The 14,017-nt window shown below is 33.3% G+C and carries 14 protein-coding genes; 6 read left to right on the top strand and 8 right to left on the bottom strand.

Going from position 1 to position 14,017, the window contains the following annotated elements:
• Positions 1–29: 29 nt before the first annotated feature.
• From H6589_02430 to lpxD, 6 genes are all read right to left on the bottom strand, one after another.
• Positions 30–983 carry a calcium/sodium antiporter gene (locus H6589_02430; GenBank protein ID MCB9173440.1) on the bottom strand — a complete coding sequence of 318 codons (954 nt, stop codon included), beginning with the start codon at positions 981–983 and terminating at the stop codon, positions 30–32.
• Positions 984–1,349: a twin-arginine translocase TatA/TatE family subunit gene (locus H6589_02425; protein ID MCB9173439.1), complete on the bottom strand. Its 366-nt coding sequence runs from the start codon at positions 1,347–1,349 to the stop codon at positions 984–986. It lies immediately after the preceding gene.
• A 94-nt stretch (positions 1,350–1,443) separates the two neighbouring features.
• Entirely contained in the window at positions 1,444–2,010 is a 567-nt protein-coding gene (gene efp, locus H6589_02420) for an elongation factor P (protein MCB9173438.1), read from the bottom strand.
• A 21-nt stretch (positions 2,011–2,031) separates the two neighbouring features.
• Positions 2,032–2,814: an acyl-ACP--UDP-N-acetylglucosamine O-acyltransferase gene (gene lpxA, locus H6589_02415; GenBank protein MCB9173437.1), complete on the bottom strand. Its 783-nt coding sequence runs from the start codon at positions 2,812–2,814 to the stop codon at positions 2,032–2,034.
• Positions 2,815–2,847: 33 nt separating this feature from the next.
• Positions 2,848–4,266 (bottom strand): bifunctional UDP-3-O-[3-hydroxymyristoyl] N-acetylglucosamine deacetylase/3-hydroxyacyl-ACP dehydratase, encoded by a 1,419-nt coding sequence (locus tag H6589_02410; GenBank protein MCB9173436.1) that lies wholly within the window; start codon positions 4,264–4,266, stop codon positions 2,848–2,850.
• 18 nt (positions 4,267–4,284) lie between these two features.
• Positions 4,285–5,313, bottom strand: coding sequence for a UDP-3-O-(3-hydroxymyristoyl)glucosamine N-acyltransferase (gene lpxD / locus H6589_02405; protein ID MCB9173435.1), 1,029 nt, complete (start codon positions 5,311–5,313; stop codon positions 4,285–4,287).
• 231 nt (positions 5,314–5,544) lie between these two features.
• On the opposite strand from lpxD, the gene H6589_02400 reads away from it, so the two are divergent.
• The 3 genes from H6589_02400 (at position 5,545) to H6589_02390 (ending at position 8,543) form a co-directional block, all read left to right on the top strand.
• On the top strand, positions 5,545–7,398 hold the full coding sequence (locus H6589_02400; GenBank protein MCB9173434.1) for a sulfatase-like hydrolase/transferase: 1,854 nt from the start codon (positions 5,545–5,547) through the stop codon (positions 7,396–7,398).
• Entirely contained in the window at positions 7,395–7,742 is a 348-nt protein-coding gene (locus H6589_02395; protein MCB9173433.1) for a DUF1801 domain-containing protein, read from the top strand. The genes H6589_02400 and H6589_02395 overlap by 4 nt, the downstream gene beginning before the upstream one ends.
• Before the next feature lie 90 nt (positions 7,743–7,832).
• A complete protein-coding gene (locus H6589_02390; GenBank protein MCB9173432.1) occupies positions 7,833–8,543 on the top strand; it encodes a hypothetical protein in 711 nt (236 codons plus the stop codon).
• Between the two features lie 32 nt (positions 8,544–8,575).
• On the opposite strand, the gene H6589_02385 is transcribed toward H6589_02390, so the two are convergent.
• Together H6589_02385 and H6589_02380 are read right to left on the bottom strand one after the other, a co-directional pair.
• Complete coding sequence (locus H6589_02385) at positions 8,576–9,052, bottom strand: GtrA family protein (protein ID MCB9173431.1); 477 nt, start codon at positions 9,050–9,052, stop codon at positions 8,576–8,578.
• A 257-nt stretch (positions 9,053–9,309) separates the two neighbouring features.
• Positions 9,310–10,539, bottom strand: a complete 1,230-nt coding sequence (locus tag H6589_02380) for an HD domain-containing protein (protein MCB9173430.1) — start codon at positions 10,537–10,539, stop codon at positions 9,310–9,312.
• 130 nt (positions 10,540–10,669) lie between these two features.
• Between H6589_02380 and H6589_02375 the strand changes: the two genes are divergently transcribed.
• The 3 genes from H6589_02375 (at position 10,670) to H6589_02365 (ending at position 14,007) form a co-directional block, all read left to right on the top strand.
• The gene (locus tag H6589_02375; protein MCB9173429.1) at positions 10,670–12,226 is read left to right on the top strand and encodes a PglZ domain-containing protein; all 1,557 of its coding nucleotides are present in this window, start codon (positions 10,670–10,672) and stop codon (positions 12,224–12,226) included.
• Positions 12,227–12,237: 11 nt separating this feature from the next.
• Entirely contained in the window at positions 12,238–12,648 is a 411-nt protein-coding gene (gene tsaE / locus H6589_02370; GenBank protein MCB9173428.1) for a tRNA (adenosine(37)-N6)-threonylcarbamoyltransferase complex ATPase subunit type 1 TsaE, read from the top strand.
• Positions 12,649–12,792: 144 nt separating this feature from the next.
• Positions 12,793–14,007, top strand: coding sequence for an alanine dehydrogenase (locus tag H6589_02365; protein MCB9173427.1), 1,215 nt, complete (start codon positions 12,793–12,795; stop codon positions 14,005–14,007).
• Positions 14,008–14,017 lie beyond the last annotated feature (10 nt).

Here is a 14,017-nt window from a genome sequence, read left to right as displayed (position 1 = left end):
ATTAAATCACAAAAAAATCAAATTTATCTTTACTTTAAAACAAAGTACAAGTACACCAAATACGAAGTAAATAATACTAACCCTTTTAACCTATTAATATTGTATTTGTAATACATCAACGGAAATAATAACAGCGATATTCCTAGCATCCAATACGCATCATTGGTAATAACTTGATTGCTAACAGGAATCTCCTTAACTAATGCTGTAAAACCTAAAACAGCCAAAATGTTAAAGATGTTTGAACCTATTAGGTTTCCTACCGAAATGTCGGTTTCTTTTTTACATGCAGCAACAACAGATGTAGCTAATTCAGGAACACTTGTCCCAAAAGCTACAATGGTAACACCAATAACATGCTCACTTAACCCAAAATTTTGAGCAATTTGCACTGCTCCATCTAGTAACCAACTTGCACCAAAAGTTAATCCCAAAATACCAACTATTACAAACATTATACTTTTCAATAATCCGTATGCTTTCTTCTCAACTTCTTCTAACTCATCTTCTTGTATATCTTCAATTTTATCGTGGTTTACTGTTACTGATGATTTTTTTATTGTTAGGTAGGTAAATAAAAGAATCCCAGCACTAAAAATGAGTCCTTCCCACCATTCAATTACACCATTTAAAATAAACAGATAAAAAAGAATTGAGGCTATCATCATTATTGGCCAATCTACCCGAACGGTGGAAAATTTAACTGGAATAGGTAAAATCATGGTTGTTAACCCTAAAACTAGAGCGATGTTTGCAATGTTTGAGCCAACCACATTTCCAATAGCAATTTCTGGATGGTTTTCAATTGCAGCTTTTATACTCACCAACAATTCGGGCATAGACGTTCCAAACGCTACTACCGTCATACCAATAACCAAAGATGAAATATTGAATTTTAATGCTATACCTACCGCTCCTTTTACAAGAGCATCACCTCCAAAAATTAAGGTAACTAACCCTGCAATAAGTAAAACATACTCCATTTAGTTTGTTGTTTCGGTGTTTGATGTGTTTACTGAAGTTGGAGTAGAACGAGACACCGTATTGGGTTGAGTTGGTTGAGGAGGTTCTTCTTTAATTTCTTCTTGTTTCTGTTCCGAATTTATAATCAAATCTTTTACTTGTTTCTCCACATTTACAGCATCCTTAATTTTTGTTATATCTTTTGTGCTATCTTTAATTTCTTGCTGAATATCGTTGGTAGCATTTTTCAATTCTTTTATTCCTTTACCCAATCCACGAGCTAGTTCTGGGATTTTTTTTGAACCAAAAAACATGATGATAATAAGAACTATAAAAAACAGCTCTCCACCTCCAATATTGAATAACAATAAAATTTGATTGTTCATAATAGATATTTATAGTACAAAACTAACAAAAAGCGAATCAACTGAATAAAAAAAGCCTCTTTTTCAAGAGGCTTTTAAGATGTTATTTATTTAATTAAGCTTTTACCCTTTCGGAGTAAGCTCCAGTCCTAGGGTCTAACTTAATTTTATCGCCCGTATTAATAAATAAAGGCACTCTTACCTCTGCTCCTGTTTCAACTTTTGCAGGTTTTGTAGCATTTGTAGCAGTATCTCCTTTTATACCTGGCTCTGAATAAGTGATTTCTAATTCAACGTAAGCTGGTAATTCACAAATCAATGGTTGCTCATCTTCGGCATTAAAAACGATTTCAACCAATTCTCCTTCTTTTAAAAACTTAGGAGCATCAATTAAATCTTCACTTATAAATACTTGCTCATAGGTTTCTTGATTCATAAAATGATAGCCATTTTCTTCGCTATACAAAAATTGATATTTTCTTCTTTCTACACGAACTGGTTCAATTTTATGCCCTGCAGTAAATGTATTATCCAATACTTTTCCGGTAGTTAAATTTTTCAATTTTGTTCTAACAAAAGCTGGACCTTTACCTGGTTTAACATGTTGAAATTCAACAATTGAATATAAACCATGGTTATATCTAATACATAATCCGTTTTTTATGTCTGCTGTAGTTGCCATTTTAAATACTGTTTTTACTGATTAATTAAGCGGACCTCTTATCATTCCTTTGGTTGACTCCGCTATAAATTTTAATATGATTTCTTTTTCTTTTGATTGTGGTGCTTCTTGCTCTATTACTCTAACGGCATTCGACAAGTTCAATCCTTTTACATAAATAGAACGATAAATATCTTCTATTTGCAAGATGGTGTCAGTTGAGAAGCCTCTTCGTCTTAAACCCACCGAATTTACCCCAACATAACTCAACGGCTCTCTAGCTGCTTTTACGTAAGGCGGTACATTTTTTCGAACATTAGATCCTGACCCTATAAATGAATGCTGACCAACTTTTACAAATTGCTGTAATCCAACTACTCCTTCAATAATTACAAAATCTTCTAACTCCACATGCCCTGCGAGATTAACACAATTTGCCAAAATACAGTTGTTTCCAACAATACAATCGTGACCAATATGAACGTAAGCCATTAACAAACAATTTTGCCCAATAACAGTTTTCATTCTATCAACTGTACCACGGTTTACGGTAACAAACTCTCTGATAATGGTATTATCACCAATTTCAGTTGTGGTTACTTCTCCATTAAATTTTAAATCTTGAGGAATTGCAGAGATTACTGCACCAGGAAAAATTTTACAATTTTTACCAATTCTAGCTCCTTCAAAAATAGTTACATTTGGTCCTATCCAAGTCCCTTCACCAATTTCCACATCATTATAAATGGTAGAAAAAGATTCGATTACAACGTTTTCGCCAATTTTTGCGCTTGGGTGAATATTTGTTAAAGGATATTTATCCATAAAGTTTCTAATTTGCCCAAAAATAGTAATATTTTATTGAACTACTACTTCTTTAACCTCTTCTTTCTTCTCCTTTATAATCTGCGCCATTAGCTCTGCTTCTACGGCTAACTGACCATTAACATATCCTTTTCCGTCCATGTGTACAATACCTCTACGAATTGGAGTAAGTAAATGTAACTGAAACACAATGGTATCTCCTGGAACCACTTTACGTTTAAATTTAACACGATCAATTTTCATGAAAAATGTTAAATAATTTTCAGGGTCTGGCACTGTGCTTAACGCAAAAATACCTCCAACTTGAGCCATTGCTTCAACCATTAAAACACCTGGCATTACAGGGTTTCCAGGAAAATGACCTGTAAACTGAGGCTCATTAAAGGTGATGTTTTTAACGCCAACGATAGAATCCTCATCCATTTCAATAATCTTATCAACCAATAAAAATGGATAACGGTGAGGCAATAATTTCTCAATATCGGTAATGGTATAGATAGGTTCTTTGGTTAAATCAAATTCAACCAAATTGTTTTTTTCTTTTTTCTTTATTTCCTGTTTAATGATTTTTGCAAAATCAACATTTCCTTTATGTCCTGGACGAGCAGCTAAAACATGTCCTTTAATTGGTTTTCCAACCAATGCTAAATCGCCAACAATGTCTAATAATTTATGTCGAGCTGGTTCGTTTTGAAAATGTAAGGTTAAATTATTAAGTATACCTGCTTCTTGAACTTTAATATGAGGTTTTCCTAATAAATCAGCTATTTCGTCTAATTTCTCTTGTGGTAGAACAGTATCCACTAAAATGATGGCATTATCGATATCTCCACCTTTTATTAATCCGTTTTTTGCTAAAAATTCGATTTCTCTTAAAAATACAAATGTTCTACATTTCGAAATTTCTGGAACAAATTCACCAATATGATACATGTGTGCATGCTGAGTACCCAACAATGGCGAGTTGTAATCAACCATTACCGTTAATCGAAACGTTTCTTGAGGAACAGCCAACATTTCTGTATGTCGCTCTAAATCTTCGTAAGTTAAATTATCTGTAACTACAAAATAGTCTTTATCTGCATCTTGCTCCTTAATTCCAACACTCTGAATCAACTGCACAAATGGGTAAGCACTTCCATCCATGATTGGAATTTCAGCACCATCTAATTCAATTAAGGCATTGTCAATTTCAAGACCAGCTAATGCAGCTAAAATATGTTCGGTAGTATGTATTCTTACTCCATTTTTCTCCAGCGTAGTTCCTCTTGAAGTATCAACAACTAAATCGCAATCTGCATCAATAATTGGCTGTCCTTCAACATCGGTTCTTTTAAATTTAAATCCGTGATTTTCATCAGCAGGATTAACCGTCATTTTAACTTTAGTTCCGGTGTGTAACCCCACACCAATTATTGAAAATGCACTATTTAACGTTTTTTGTTTTCCCATAACTTTTTAAATCTTCAGTTATTTTATCTTTTTCTCTAGTTCACTTAATCTGTCTAATATCTCTGGTAGTTTTCTAAAACCAACATACGAACGTTTGTATTCGCCAATTGCATAAGCTGGCGAGCCTTGAACAATTGCACCTTCTTCAGTAATGCTAGAACCAACACCAGATTGGGCAGCAATTTTAACTCCATCAGCAATAATTAAATGCCCCACTATACCAACCTGTCCACCTATCATACAATTTTTACCAATTTTGGTAGAACCTGCAATTCCAGTTTGCGAAACTATCACCGTATTTTCTCCCACAACCACATTGTGACCAATTTGGATTAAGTTATCCAATTTTGCTCCTTTTTTAATGATGGTTGAACCTAATGTTGCTCTATCTACACAAGTATTTGCACCAATTTCTACATAATCCTCGATAATTACATTGCCAATTTGTGGTACTTTTTTATAATTGTTCTCGCTGTTTGGAGCAAAACCAAAACCATCAGCACCAATAGTTACACCCGAATGTAATGTACAGTTAGCTCCTATTTGGCAATCTTGAAGGATTTTAACCCCTGGATGAATCAAGGTATTATCCCCTATCACCACATTATCGCCAACAAAGGAGTTTGGATATATTTTTACGTTGTTACCAATTTTGGCATTTTCGCCAACATAAGCAAATGAGCCAATGTAAACGTTTTCACCAACTTTAGCCGTATCAGCGACAAAAGATTGAGCCTCAATTCCGTTTTTATTATTTTTTATTTGATTGTAGGTTTCTAACAATTTAGCGAAACACTCATAAGCATTATCCACTCTAACCAAAGTACAGGTTTCTTTTACAGCTTTTTCGAGAGTAAAATCTTTGTTTACAATTACAATTGAAGCATCAGTAACATACAAATGTTCTTGATATGCAGGATTGGCTAAAAAAGATAAAGAGCTTGGTACGCCCTCTTCAATTTTACTCAACTTGTTCACTTTTACCTCAGCATTTCCCTCGATTATTCCACCGAGTAAGTCTGCAATTTGTTTCGCTGAAAACTCCATAAGCACCAAAAATAAGAGTTTGTAAATTATTTTACTAATTTTTAAAAAGGAGTTTTTAACTTTTGGTTGTTTAGGAAAATGAATTTTTATCTTTGCTCCATATTCAAACTAGAAATTATCTTGATTTTCAACACATTTAAAAAAAATATTCCTGCCCCATTTCGTTTTATTTTAAAGGCTTACCTTTTAAGTTTAGCGGTATTTTTTGTATTTCGACTCATCTTGTTTTTTATGGAGTTGAATTATCTAAACTCTATTTCAAGTAATGAACGATTGAGTATTATAGTTCAAGCATTTTTTATGGGTTTACGATTTGATGTGGTGATTACTGGTTACATCATGTTTTTACCTTCTTTTTTAATGTTGCTATTTTACCAATTAAACATACAACATCCTATCATTCAAAAAATTACCAAAATTTATTTGCTGCTGTTGTTTTCCATTTCGTTTGTTCTTTGCGGTATTGATTTAAGCTATTTTCACCATTTTTTTTCGAGATTTACCGTAGCAGGATTGCAATGGGCTGACAACACCCAGTTTATGTTTTCCATGATTTTTCAAGAATTTAGTTTTTGGTGGGTAATTTTTCCCATTATCATTTCAATTTATCTGTACGCTAAACTATTGAATAAAGTCGTTTTTAATCAAATTCCATCTACAAAAACAGTTTTTACCGTAAAAAGTCGAAGCATTACCATTGGTTTTTCCCTAATAACTTTAGCACTCATATTTTTAGGAATTAGAGGGCGATTAGAATCAAAATCACCAATAAGAGTGGGTACAGCTTATTTTAGCAATTATGCTTTTCCCAACCAATTGGGATTAAACCCTGTGTTTACTTTTTTACGAAGCTACCTCGATGCCAGCAAAGACAAAGCAGACCGTATAAACTTTATGGATGAAGAATTTGCCATTAAAAATGTACAAACATTTTTAAACAGAACGGGCAATGAATTTTCGCCTATTGCAGATGAAGTAAGACCTGACAGCATAAACCCTAACCCTCCTAATATTGTGCTGGTGATAATGGAAAGCATGAGTGCTGCTAAAATGGGCAGATACGGCAACCCCGATAAGCTCACTCCTTTTTTAGACAGTATTGCAGAACACGGATATAGTTTCGACAACATTTACAGTGCTGGAACACATACCTTTAATGGTATTTTTAGCTCCCTATTTTCTTACCCTGCATTGTTTACCAAACACCCCATGAAAGGCGTTGAAATTCCTCAATTTAATGGCATTGGAACAACCTTGAAAAACTTGGGTTATTCTACCGTTTATTTTACCACACACGACGACCAGTTTGATAATGTTGGTGGCTTTTTACGAGGCAACGATTACGAACAAATTATTTCGCAACAAGATTACCCTAGCAGCCGAGTAGAAAGTACTTTGGGAGTGCCCGACGATTATTTGTTTGAATTTGCCATTCCGAAGCTGGACGAATTACACCAAAAAGGCAAACCTTTTTTAACTGTAATGATGACCGCCAGCGACCACGGACCTTATGTGATACCTGAATATTTTACACCAAAACCTAACGACATAAAAAAACAAATTGTTGAATTCGCTGATTGGTCGATTAAACAATTTATTACCAATGCAAAAAAACAAGCTTGGTTTAACAATACCCTGTTTGTGTTTATTGCCGACCACGGTGCTTTTATGGATGCCAAATTTGATGTGCCCTTGAGTTACAACCACGTGCCTTTTATTATTTATGCACCTGAACTAATAAAAACACCCAAAGCTTTTGAGCAATTTGGCGGACAAATAGATGTTTTTCCAACATTGATGAATTTAGTACAATTGCCTTACACCAACAATACCTTGGGTGTTGATTTATTTACCCACCACCGCCCTTACACCTATTTTTGTAACGACGATAAATTAGCTGTTATTGATAAAGAGTATTTATATGTTTACCGAAAAAACTCCAACAGCTCGTTGTACAAATACAACGATGCTACTGTTACCGATTACATAACAACCAACCCAAGCATAGCTGATAGCATGAAAACGTATGGTTTTAGTAATGTACAAGCAGCCCAGTATTTGATTGGAAAAGGGAAAACAAAATGACAAGTATTGATGATTACATAGCAACCTTTCCCACAGAGGTGCAAACCATGTTAAAGGAAATAAAAGAAACCATTAAGAAAGCTGCGCCTGAAGCCTCCGAAAAAATAAGTTATGCCATGCCAACTTTTTATTTAAATGGCAATTTGGTTCATTTTGCAGCGTATAAAAACCATATAGGTTTCTACCCTGCTCCATCTGGCTTAATAGCTTTTGCCGATGAAATTGCATCTTTTAAAAACTCGAAAGGTGCTGTACAATTTCCTTTAAACCAACCTATACCACTAAAATTGGTTGAGAAAATTGTAAAATTTAGGGTTACTGAAAACTTAGCTAAAGCTAAATAAAAACCAACTAATTTTAATTATTACATTTGAAAGTAAACTGAGTGAATAAATACATCGATGTATTTATTCGAATGTTACATACCAATTAAAATGAAATCCAAAAGACCAATCCATATTATTCAAATATTTGACAATTCATATGAATACGGGAAGGATGAAAAATCATTTTCTGAAAGAAAGGAAAAAACTCAATGGTATGAAAAAATCATTTCAAAATCGGGATATATTGAAAACGAAAAATTAAAATTGAACAAATCAAAACTTAAATTTTCGAGTTTAAATAATATAAATCTGATTTTATTAATCGATTATAATTCAGGCTCTGAAAGTGAAATTCTTGAGAAGTTCAAATATTTGAAAATATTTGATTATGCTGATCATCAATTTTCAAACGAACTAAAAAAGCATAGTTTGAAAAGAGAGTTTTTAAATCGAATAGAATATATTAAAACAGGAGAAATAAGTCTTTATCCTTTTCTTTGGAAATGTTTTAGATTTGAAAGTTCTAATTTGATAAATATTAATTTAATTTGGGATGAATGGGAAATAGGTCTTCCAAAAAGAGACAACTTTAAATTATGTGCCCTTGAAGCTAATAAGCCTATTGAAATAAATATAAATGGGAAAAGAGACTTTTCTATGTCAGGTAGAAAAGAAAGAACATTTATTGAACGTAATTTTATCATTGAATATTTAGGTGAAATTAATGAATATGAATTTATTAAAGACCCAAACATTGAATTTGAAAAAGAAATTCCAAAAGCAACTAAACGAATTAATTTGTTAAAAGAATTATTTTAAAAAAAGTGAAGATAATATTTCGTTTAGAAGTATTACTCCTCAATCACTTTAAAACTAAACTTGTTTTGTAAAATGTAGCTGTAAATAACAGCTATAACAATGGTTAGAAAACGAGAAGGTGTTGGGTAAATGCCTAACACATCTACCAATAATTTCATACACAAGTAACTCAACAAAAAGCCACTTAAACCTACCATTAAATACCTAAACAGTTGTACCCTGCCCGGTATGTTAGAATCCTGAAAAGTAATGTATTTGTTTAATGCAAAACCTGTAAAAAAAGTAATGGGAAACACAAAAAACAAGGAAGCAATGTGTGGACTTAACACCACAAAAAACAAATCAACATTTTGTTTTTGTAACACAAAATTGTAGCATAAAAAGTACAAGCACATGTCTAACACCACATTGCTACCTCCACAAACAGCATAGCGGTAGGTTTTTAGCGGCAAAAAGCGTTTAAACAAAAAGTAAAAGCTATCAATTATGAGTACTAGTGTTTTTTGCATGCCCAAAATTAATTTTTAATTTCAGCTGAACTCAAAAAAAAGTTATTTTATTGCACTAAAATCAATCTTACTATTTTACAAAATAAAAATAACCACATAGATACATAGTTTCTATTTATCACAAACCATCAAAGAAGTTTAAAGAAAATCATAGTCTCCCGATATATCGGGAGAAACCTATTGTTAACTTACAATATCCTGTTTTTCATTAATTTAAATTCTATGTGCCTATGTGGTAAAAAATATAATAAGTGTAATTATACTTTAGGGCTACACAAAAACCATTTTTTTACGGGCTTCGATATTTCGGTTATACTCAAGGTATCAGCAGCTTCGGTAATATCCAAAACCGTATTGTTTTTAAGCAAAATGTTTATTTTGTCCATTTTAGAGTTGTAGGCATTGTTTACTATACTCCCCTGAAATACAAAATAACTGGCTTCATTTTTATTCAACTTGTATTTATCAGCTACTTTTTGAGCTACTTCTTCCACTTCAGCTTTATCAAAGCGTTTGTTTTGCAAAGCTATTCGGTACAATTTTCGGTTTACCATCATTTTACACAAGGTAGCTAACACTTTATCGTCGTGGTCTTGCCAAACTTTTACCGAAGTCATGATATCATAATCGTCCAACTCCGAAAAGGTTTTAAGCAATGATGGATTTTGGTTAAAGGCTTCTAAATCGTAATTGTTGTACAAAAATGTTTTAAAAGCAGGAGTACAAAACAACTCCACTTTATTGGCTGCCAATTCTTTTGCTCGTTTTAAAATGTTCACCAACAAATTCTCTGCAGATAGCACCGTTTTGTGCAAATACACTTGCCAATACATCAATCGGCGAGCAATGATAAATTTTTCAATCGAATAAATTCCTTTTTCCTCAATGGCTAACTCGTCATTTTTAACAGTTAGCATTTTTATAATTCTGTCTGTACTAATTACACCTTCCGAAACACCTGTAAAAAAACTATCTCTACGCAAGTAATCCAACCTATCCATATCCAACTGACTAGAAACCAATTGATGTAAAAATTTCTTTTTGTATTCGTTTCTGAATATTTTCAATGCTAAATCGAGTTTTCCTTTAAACTCCTTATTCAACTCATCCATAAACAAGGTAGAAATTTCCTCATGCGAAATTCCACTTACAATACTGTGTTCCAAAGCGTGTGAAAAGGGTCCATGACCAATGTCGTGCAACAAAATAGCAATACAAACGCCTTGAGCTTCTTCTTCAGTAATGTCAATGCCTTTAGAACGAATTACCTCAACAGCTTTGGTCATTAAATACATGGTTCCCATGGCATGATGAAACCTTGTGTGTAAAGCACCAGGATAAACCACATGCGTAAGCCCCAATTGTTTTATTCTTCTTAAACGCTGAAAATAAGGATGTTCGATTAAATCAAAAATTATATCGTACGGAATTGTAATAAAGCCATAGATGGGATCGTTAAATATTTTCTTTTTATTTACTGACGACATATAAAAATGAATCGAAGACTGATAATGTGTAATTAATTTTATGCGTTAAAGATGCGTCAAAAATACTACTTTTGTCCCGATAGCCATCGGGAGAAGAAAAAATGTTTTTTTAACCTTTTAAAACTAAAAAATGGATGCAATAACAATACTTTGGGCAGATGATGAGATAGATTTATTAAAACCACACATTTTATTTTTAGAAGCAAAAGGTTACACTGTTTTATCCACTCAAAGTGGCGATGATGCCTTAGAGATTTTAGAGGCTAATCGTGTTGATTTGGTGTTTTTAGATGAAAACATGCCCGGCTTAAGTGGTTTAGAAACCTTGGAAATTATTAAAGCAAAACACCCTTCGTTGCCTGTAATTATGATTACCAAAAGCGAAGAGGAATACATTATGGAAGAGGCCATTGGTTCAAAAATATCGGATTACCTGATAAAACCAGTGAACCCCAACCAAATTTTATTGTCCATAAAAAAGAACCTCAACACCAATCAATTAATTAGCGAAAAATCGACCTCAAAATACCAACAAGAGTTTAGAAACATTGGTATGATGCTAAACGAACGATTAGATTATAACGACTGGGCAGAACTTTACAAGAAACTTGTTTACTGGGAGTTAGAATTAGATAAATCGAAAGAAACAGGTATGGACGAAATTTTGCACATGCAAAAAAATGAAGCCAACCAACAGTTTGGAAAATATGTAGAACAAAATTATTTTGATTGGTTAGCACATCCAGAAGATGCTCCGGTAATGTCACAAAATTTAATCAAACAATATGTTGTTCCTGAATTAAAAAAAGGCGATTCATCAGTATTTTTTATTTTAATCGACAACTTGCGTTTAGACCAGTGGAAAGTACTAAAACCTTTTATAACTGAACACTTTTGGATAGATACCGAAGACATCTATTACAGTATTTTGCCAACCACTACCCAATACGCGCGTAACTCTATTTTTGCAGGTATGATGCCTAGCGAAATTGAAAAACGATTTCCTGATAAGTGGTCGAATGATGATGAGGAAGGCGGAAAAAATTTAGAAGAGCAGTTTTTTATTGATGAGCAGTTAAAACGTAATCAGTTAAACGTAAAAACGTCGTACAACAAAGTATTAAACTTAAGTTATGGCAACAAAGTATTAGGCGACATTCCTAGTTTGTTTAACAACCCGTTTAACGTAATTGTATACAATTTTGTCGATATGCTTTCGCATGCCAGAACCGACACACAAATTATTAAAGAATTAGCTGCTGATGAATCAGCATATCGTTCGGTAGTAAAATCGTGGTTTGAACATTCTCCATTAATTAGCACATTAAAAGAAATTGCTGCGCGTGGCGGGACATTATTTATTACCACCGATCACGGCTCTATTCGAGTAAAAGATGCGGTAAAAATTGTTGGTGACAAAGAAGTGAACTCCAACCTGAGATACAAACAAGGAAAGACCTTAAATTACAATGCAAAAGAAGTTTTTGAGGTTAAAAATCCACAAGATGCTCATTTGCCAAAAATCAATGTGAGTCAATCGTTTGTTTTTGCCAAAGGCGAAGACTTTTTTGCTTACCCAAACAATTACAATCACTATGTAAAATATTATAAAGATACGTTCCAACACGGTGGAATATCGTTAGAAGAAATGTTGTTACCTATCGTTAAACTATCTCCAAAAAAATAAGTTATCAGTACATGGAATTTGTTGCAAAAAGCATTGACGATTTAGACTTGATTTCTGAAAAATTAATTAACCAATTCAATCATAAAGTAGTTCTATTTTATGGCGAAATGGGTAATGGAAAAACCACTCTAATCAAACAACTTTGTAAAAAATTAGGCGTTTCAGAATCTACTTCTAGCCCAACATTTTCAATAGTTAACGAATATAAAACGGATAAAAACAACACCATTTATCATTTCGATTTTTACAGGATAAAAGACGAAAGTGAAGTACTTGATTTTGGGTATGAAGAATACCTATACAGCGGCAATTATTGTTTTATTGAATGGCCTGAAAAAATCCCCAACATGTTGCCAGATGATGTGGTAAAAGTTACCATCAACAAAGACGAAAACAATTTTAGAATTATTGAAGTTGATTGAGAGAAAAAAGTCCGAAGTTGGAAGTCAGAAGCTGGAAGTGCCAGGACTGACTATGGTGAACTGGATACAATAAAACATCTATCAACTATTTTATTGTTTAGTATCGAGTATTTTTTATCTTTGTAGAAACCCAAAAACTAAACCATGACAACTTCAGACGAATTGTTGAAATCTCTTGCCCAAGGTTTTATGCCTCAAGAGGAAATGTTGGAAGTAGCAAAGAAAAAAAGCAGTTTACAAATTGGAATACCTAAAGAATGTTCGTTACAAGAACGAAGAATCCCATTAGTACCTGATGCGGTTAATGTTTTGGTTAATAACGGACATGAAGTAATTATTGAAACTGGGGCTGGAGAAGGCTCAAGTTTTAGTGATAAAGATTATAGCGAAGTAGGTGCTCAAATTGTTTACAGCACTCAAGAAATCTACAAATCGAACTTAATTTTAAAAGTTGAACCACCAACACTAGAAGAAATTGACATGATGCAAACTGGTCAGTTGTTAATTTCTGCCTTACAATTGCCTATTCAACCAAAAGATTTTTTGAAAAAATTAATCTCCAAACGAATTACAGCCATTGCTTTCGACTTTATTAAAGACCCAGAAGGTATTTTACCCATTGTAAATGCCATGAGTGAAATTGCTGGAAATGCGGCAGTTTTAATTGCTTCAGAATATTTAAGCAACTCTACAAACGGAAAAGGTCAATTGTTTGGTGGTATTTCAGGCGTTTCTCCAACCGATGTAGTTATCCTTGGAGCAGGAACTGTTGGAGAATTTGCTGCAAAATCGGCTCTAGGATTGGGTGCAACAGTAAAAATATTCGATAACAACACCCATAAATTAAGACGTTTACAGGATGTTTTAGGTCAGCGAGTTTACACCTCAGTTATCCAACCTAATGTTTTAACCAATGCATTAAAAACTGCTGATGTGGTAATTGGTGCAATCAGTAATAAAATTGGTAGAGCACCTATTGTTGTTACCGAAGACATGGTTAGCAACATGAAAGAAAGAAGTGTGATTGTGGATATCAGTATTGATAAAGGTGGCTGCATTGAAACATCAGAAGTTACCAGCCATAAAAACCCAGTTTTTGTTAAACACGGTGTTATCCACTATTGTGTTCCAAACATTGCTTCTCGTTTTTCTAGAACTGCTTCAAACGCTTTAAGTAATGTAATTGCTCCAACATTAATTGATACTGGAGATTATGGTGGTTTAGAAGCCATGATTAAATCTTACTCTGGTATTCAAAATGGGGTGTATTTATACAAAGGCGTTTTAACCAATAAATATTTAGCCGAGACATTTAGTTTGCCTTACAAAGACATTAATTTGTTATTAATGGCAATGTAATTATAGCAGA

Source organism: Flavobacteriales bacterium, assembly GCA_020635795.1.
Lineage (GTDB): Bacteria > Bacteroidota > Bacteroidia > Flavobacteriales_E > Vicingaceae > Vicingus.
Note: the sequence above shows the minus strand (reverse complement) of the source record. Positions and strands in the feature narration are given on the sequence as shown.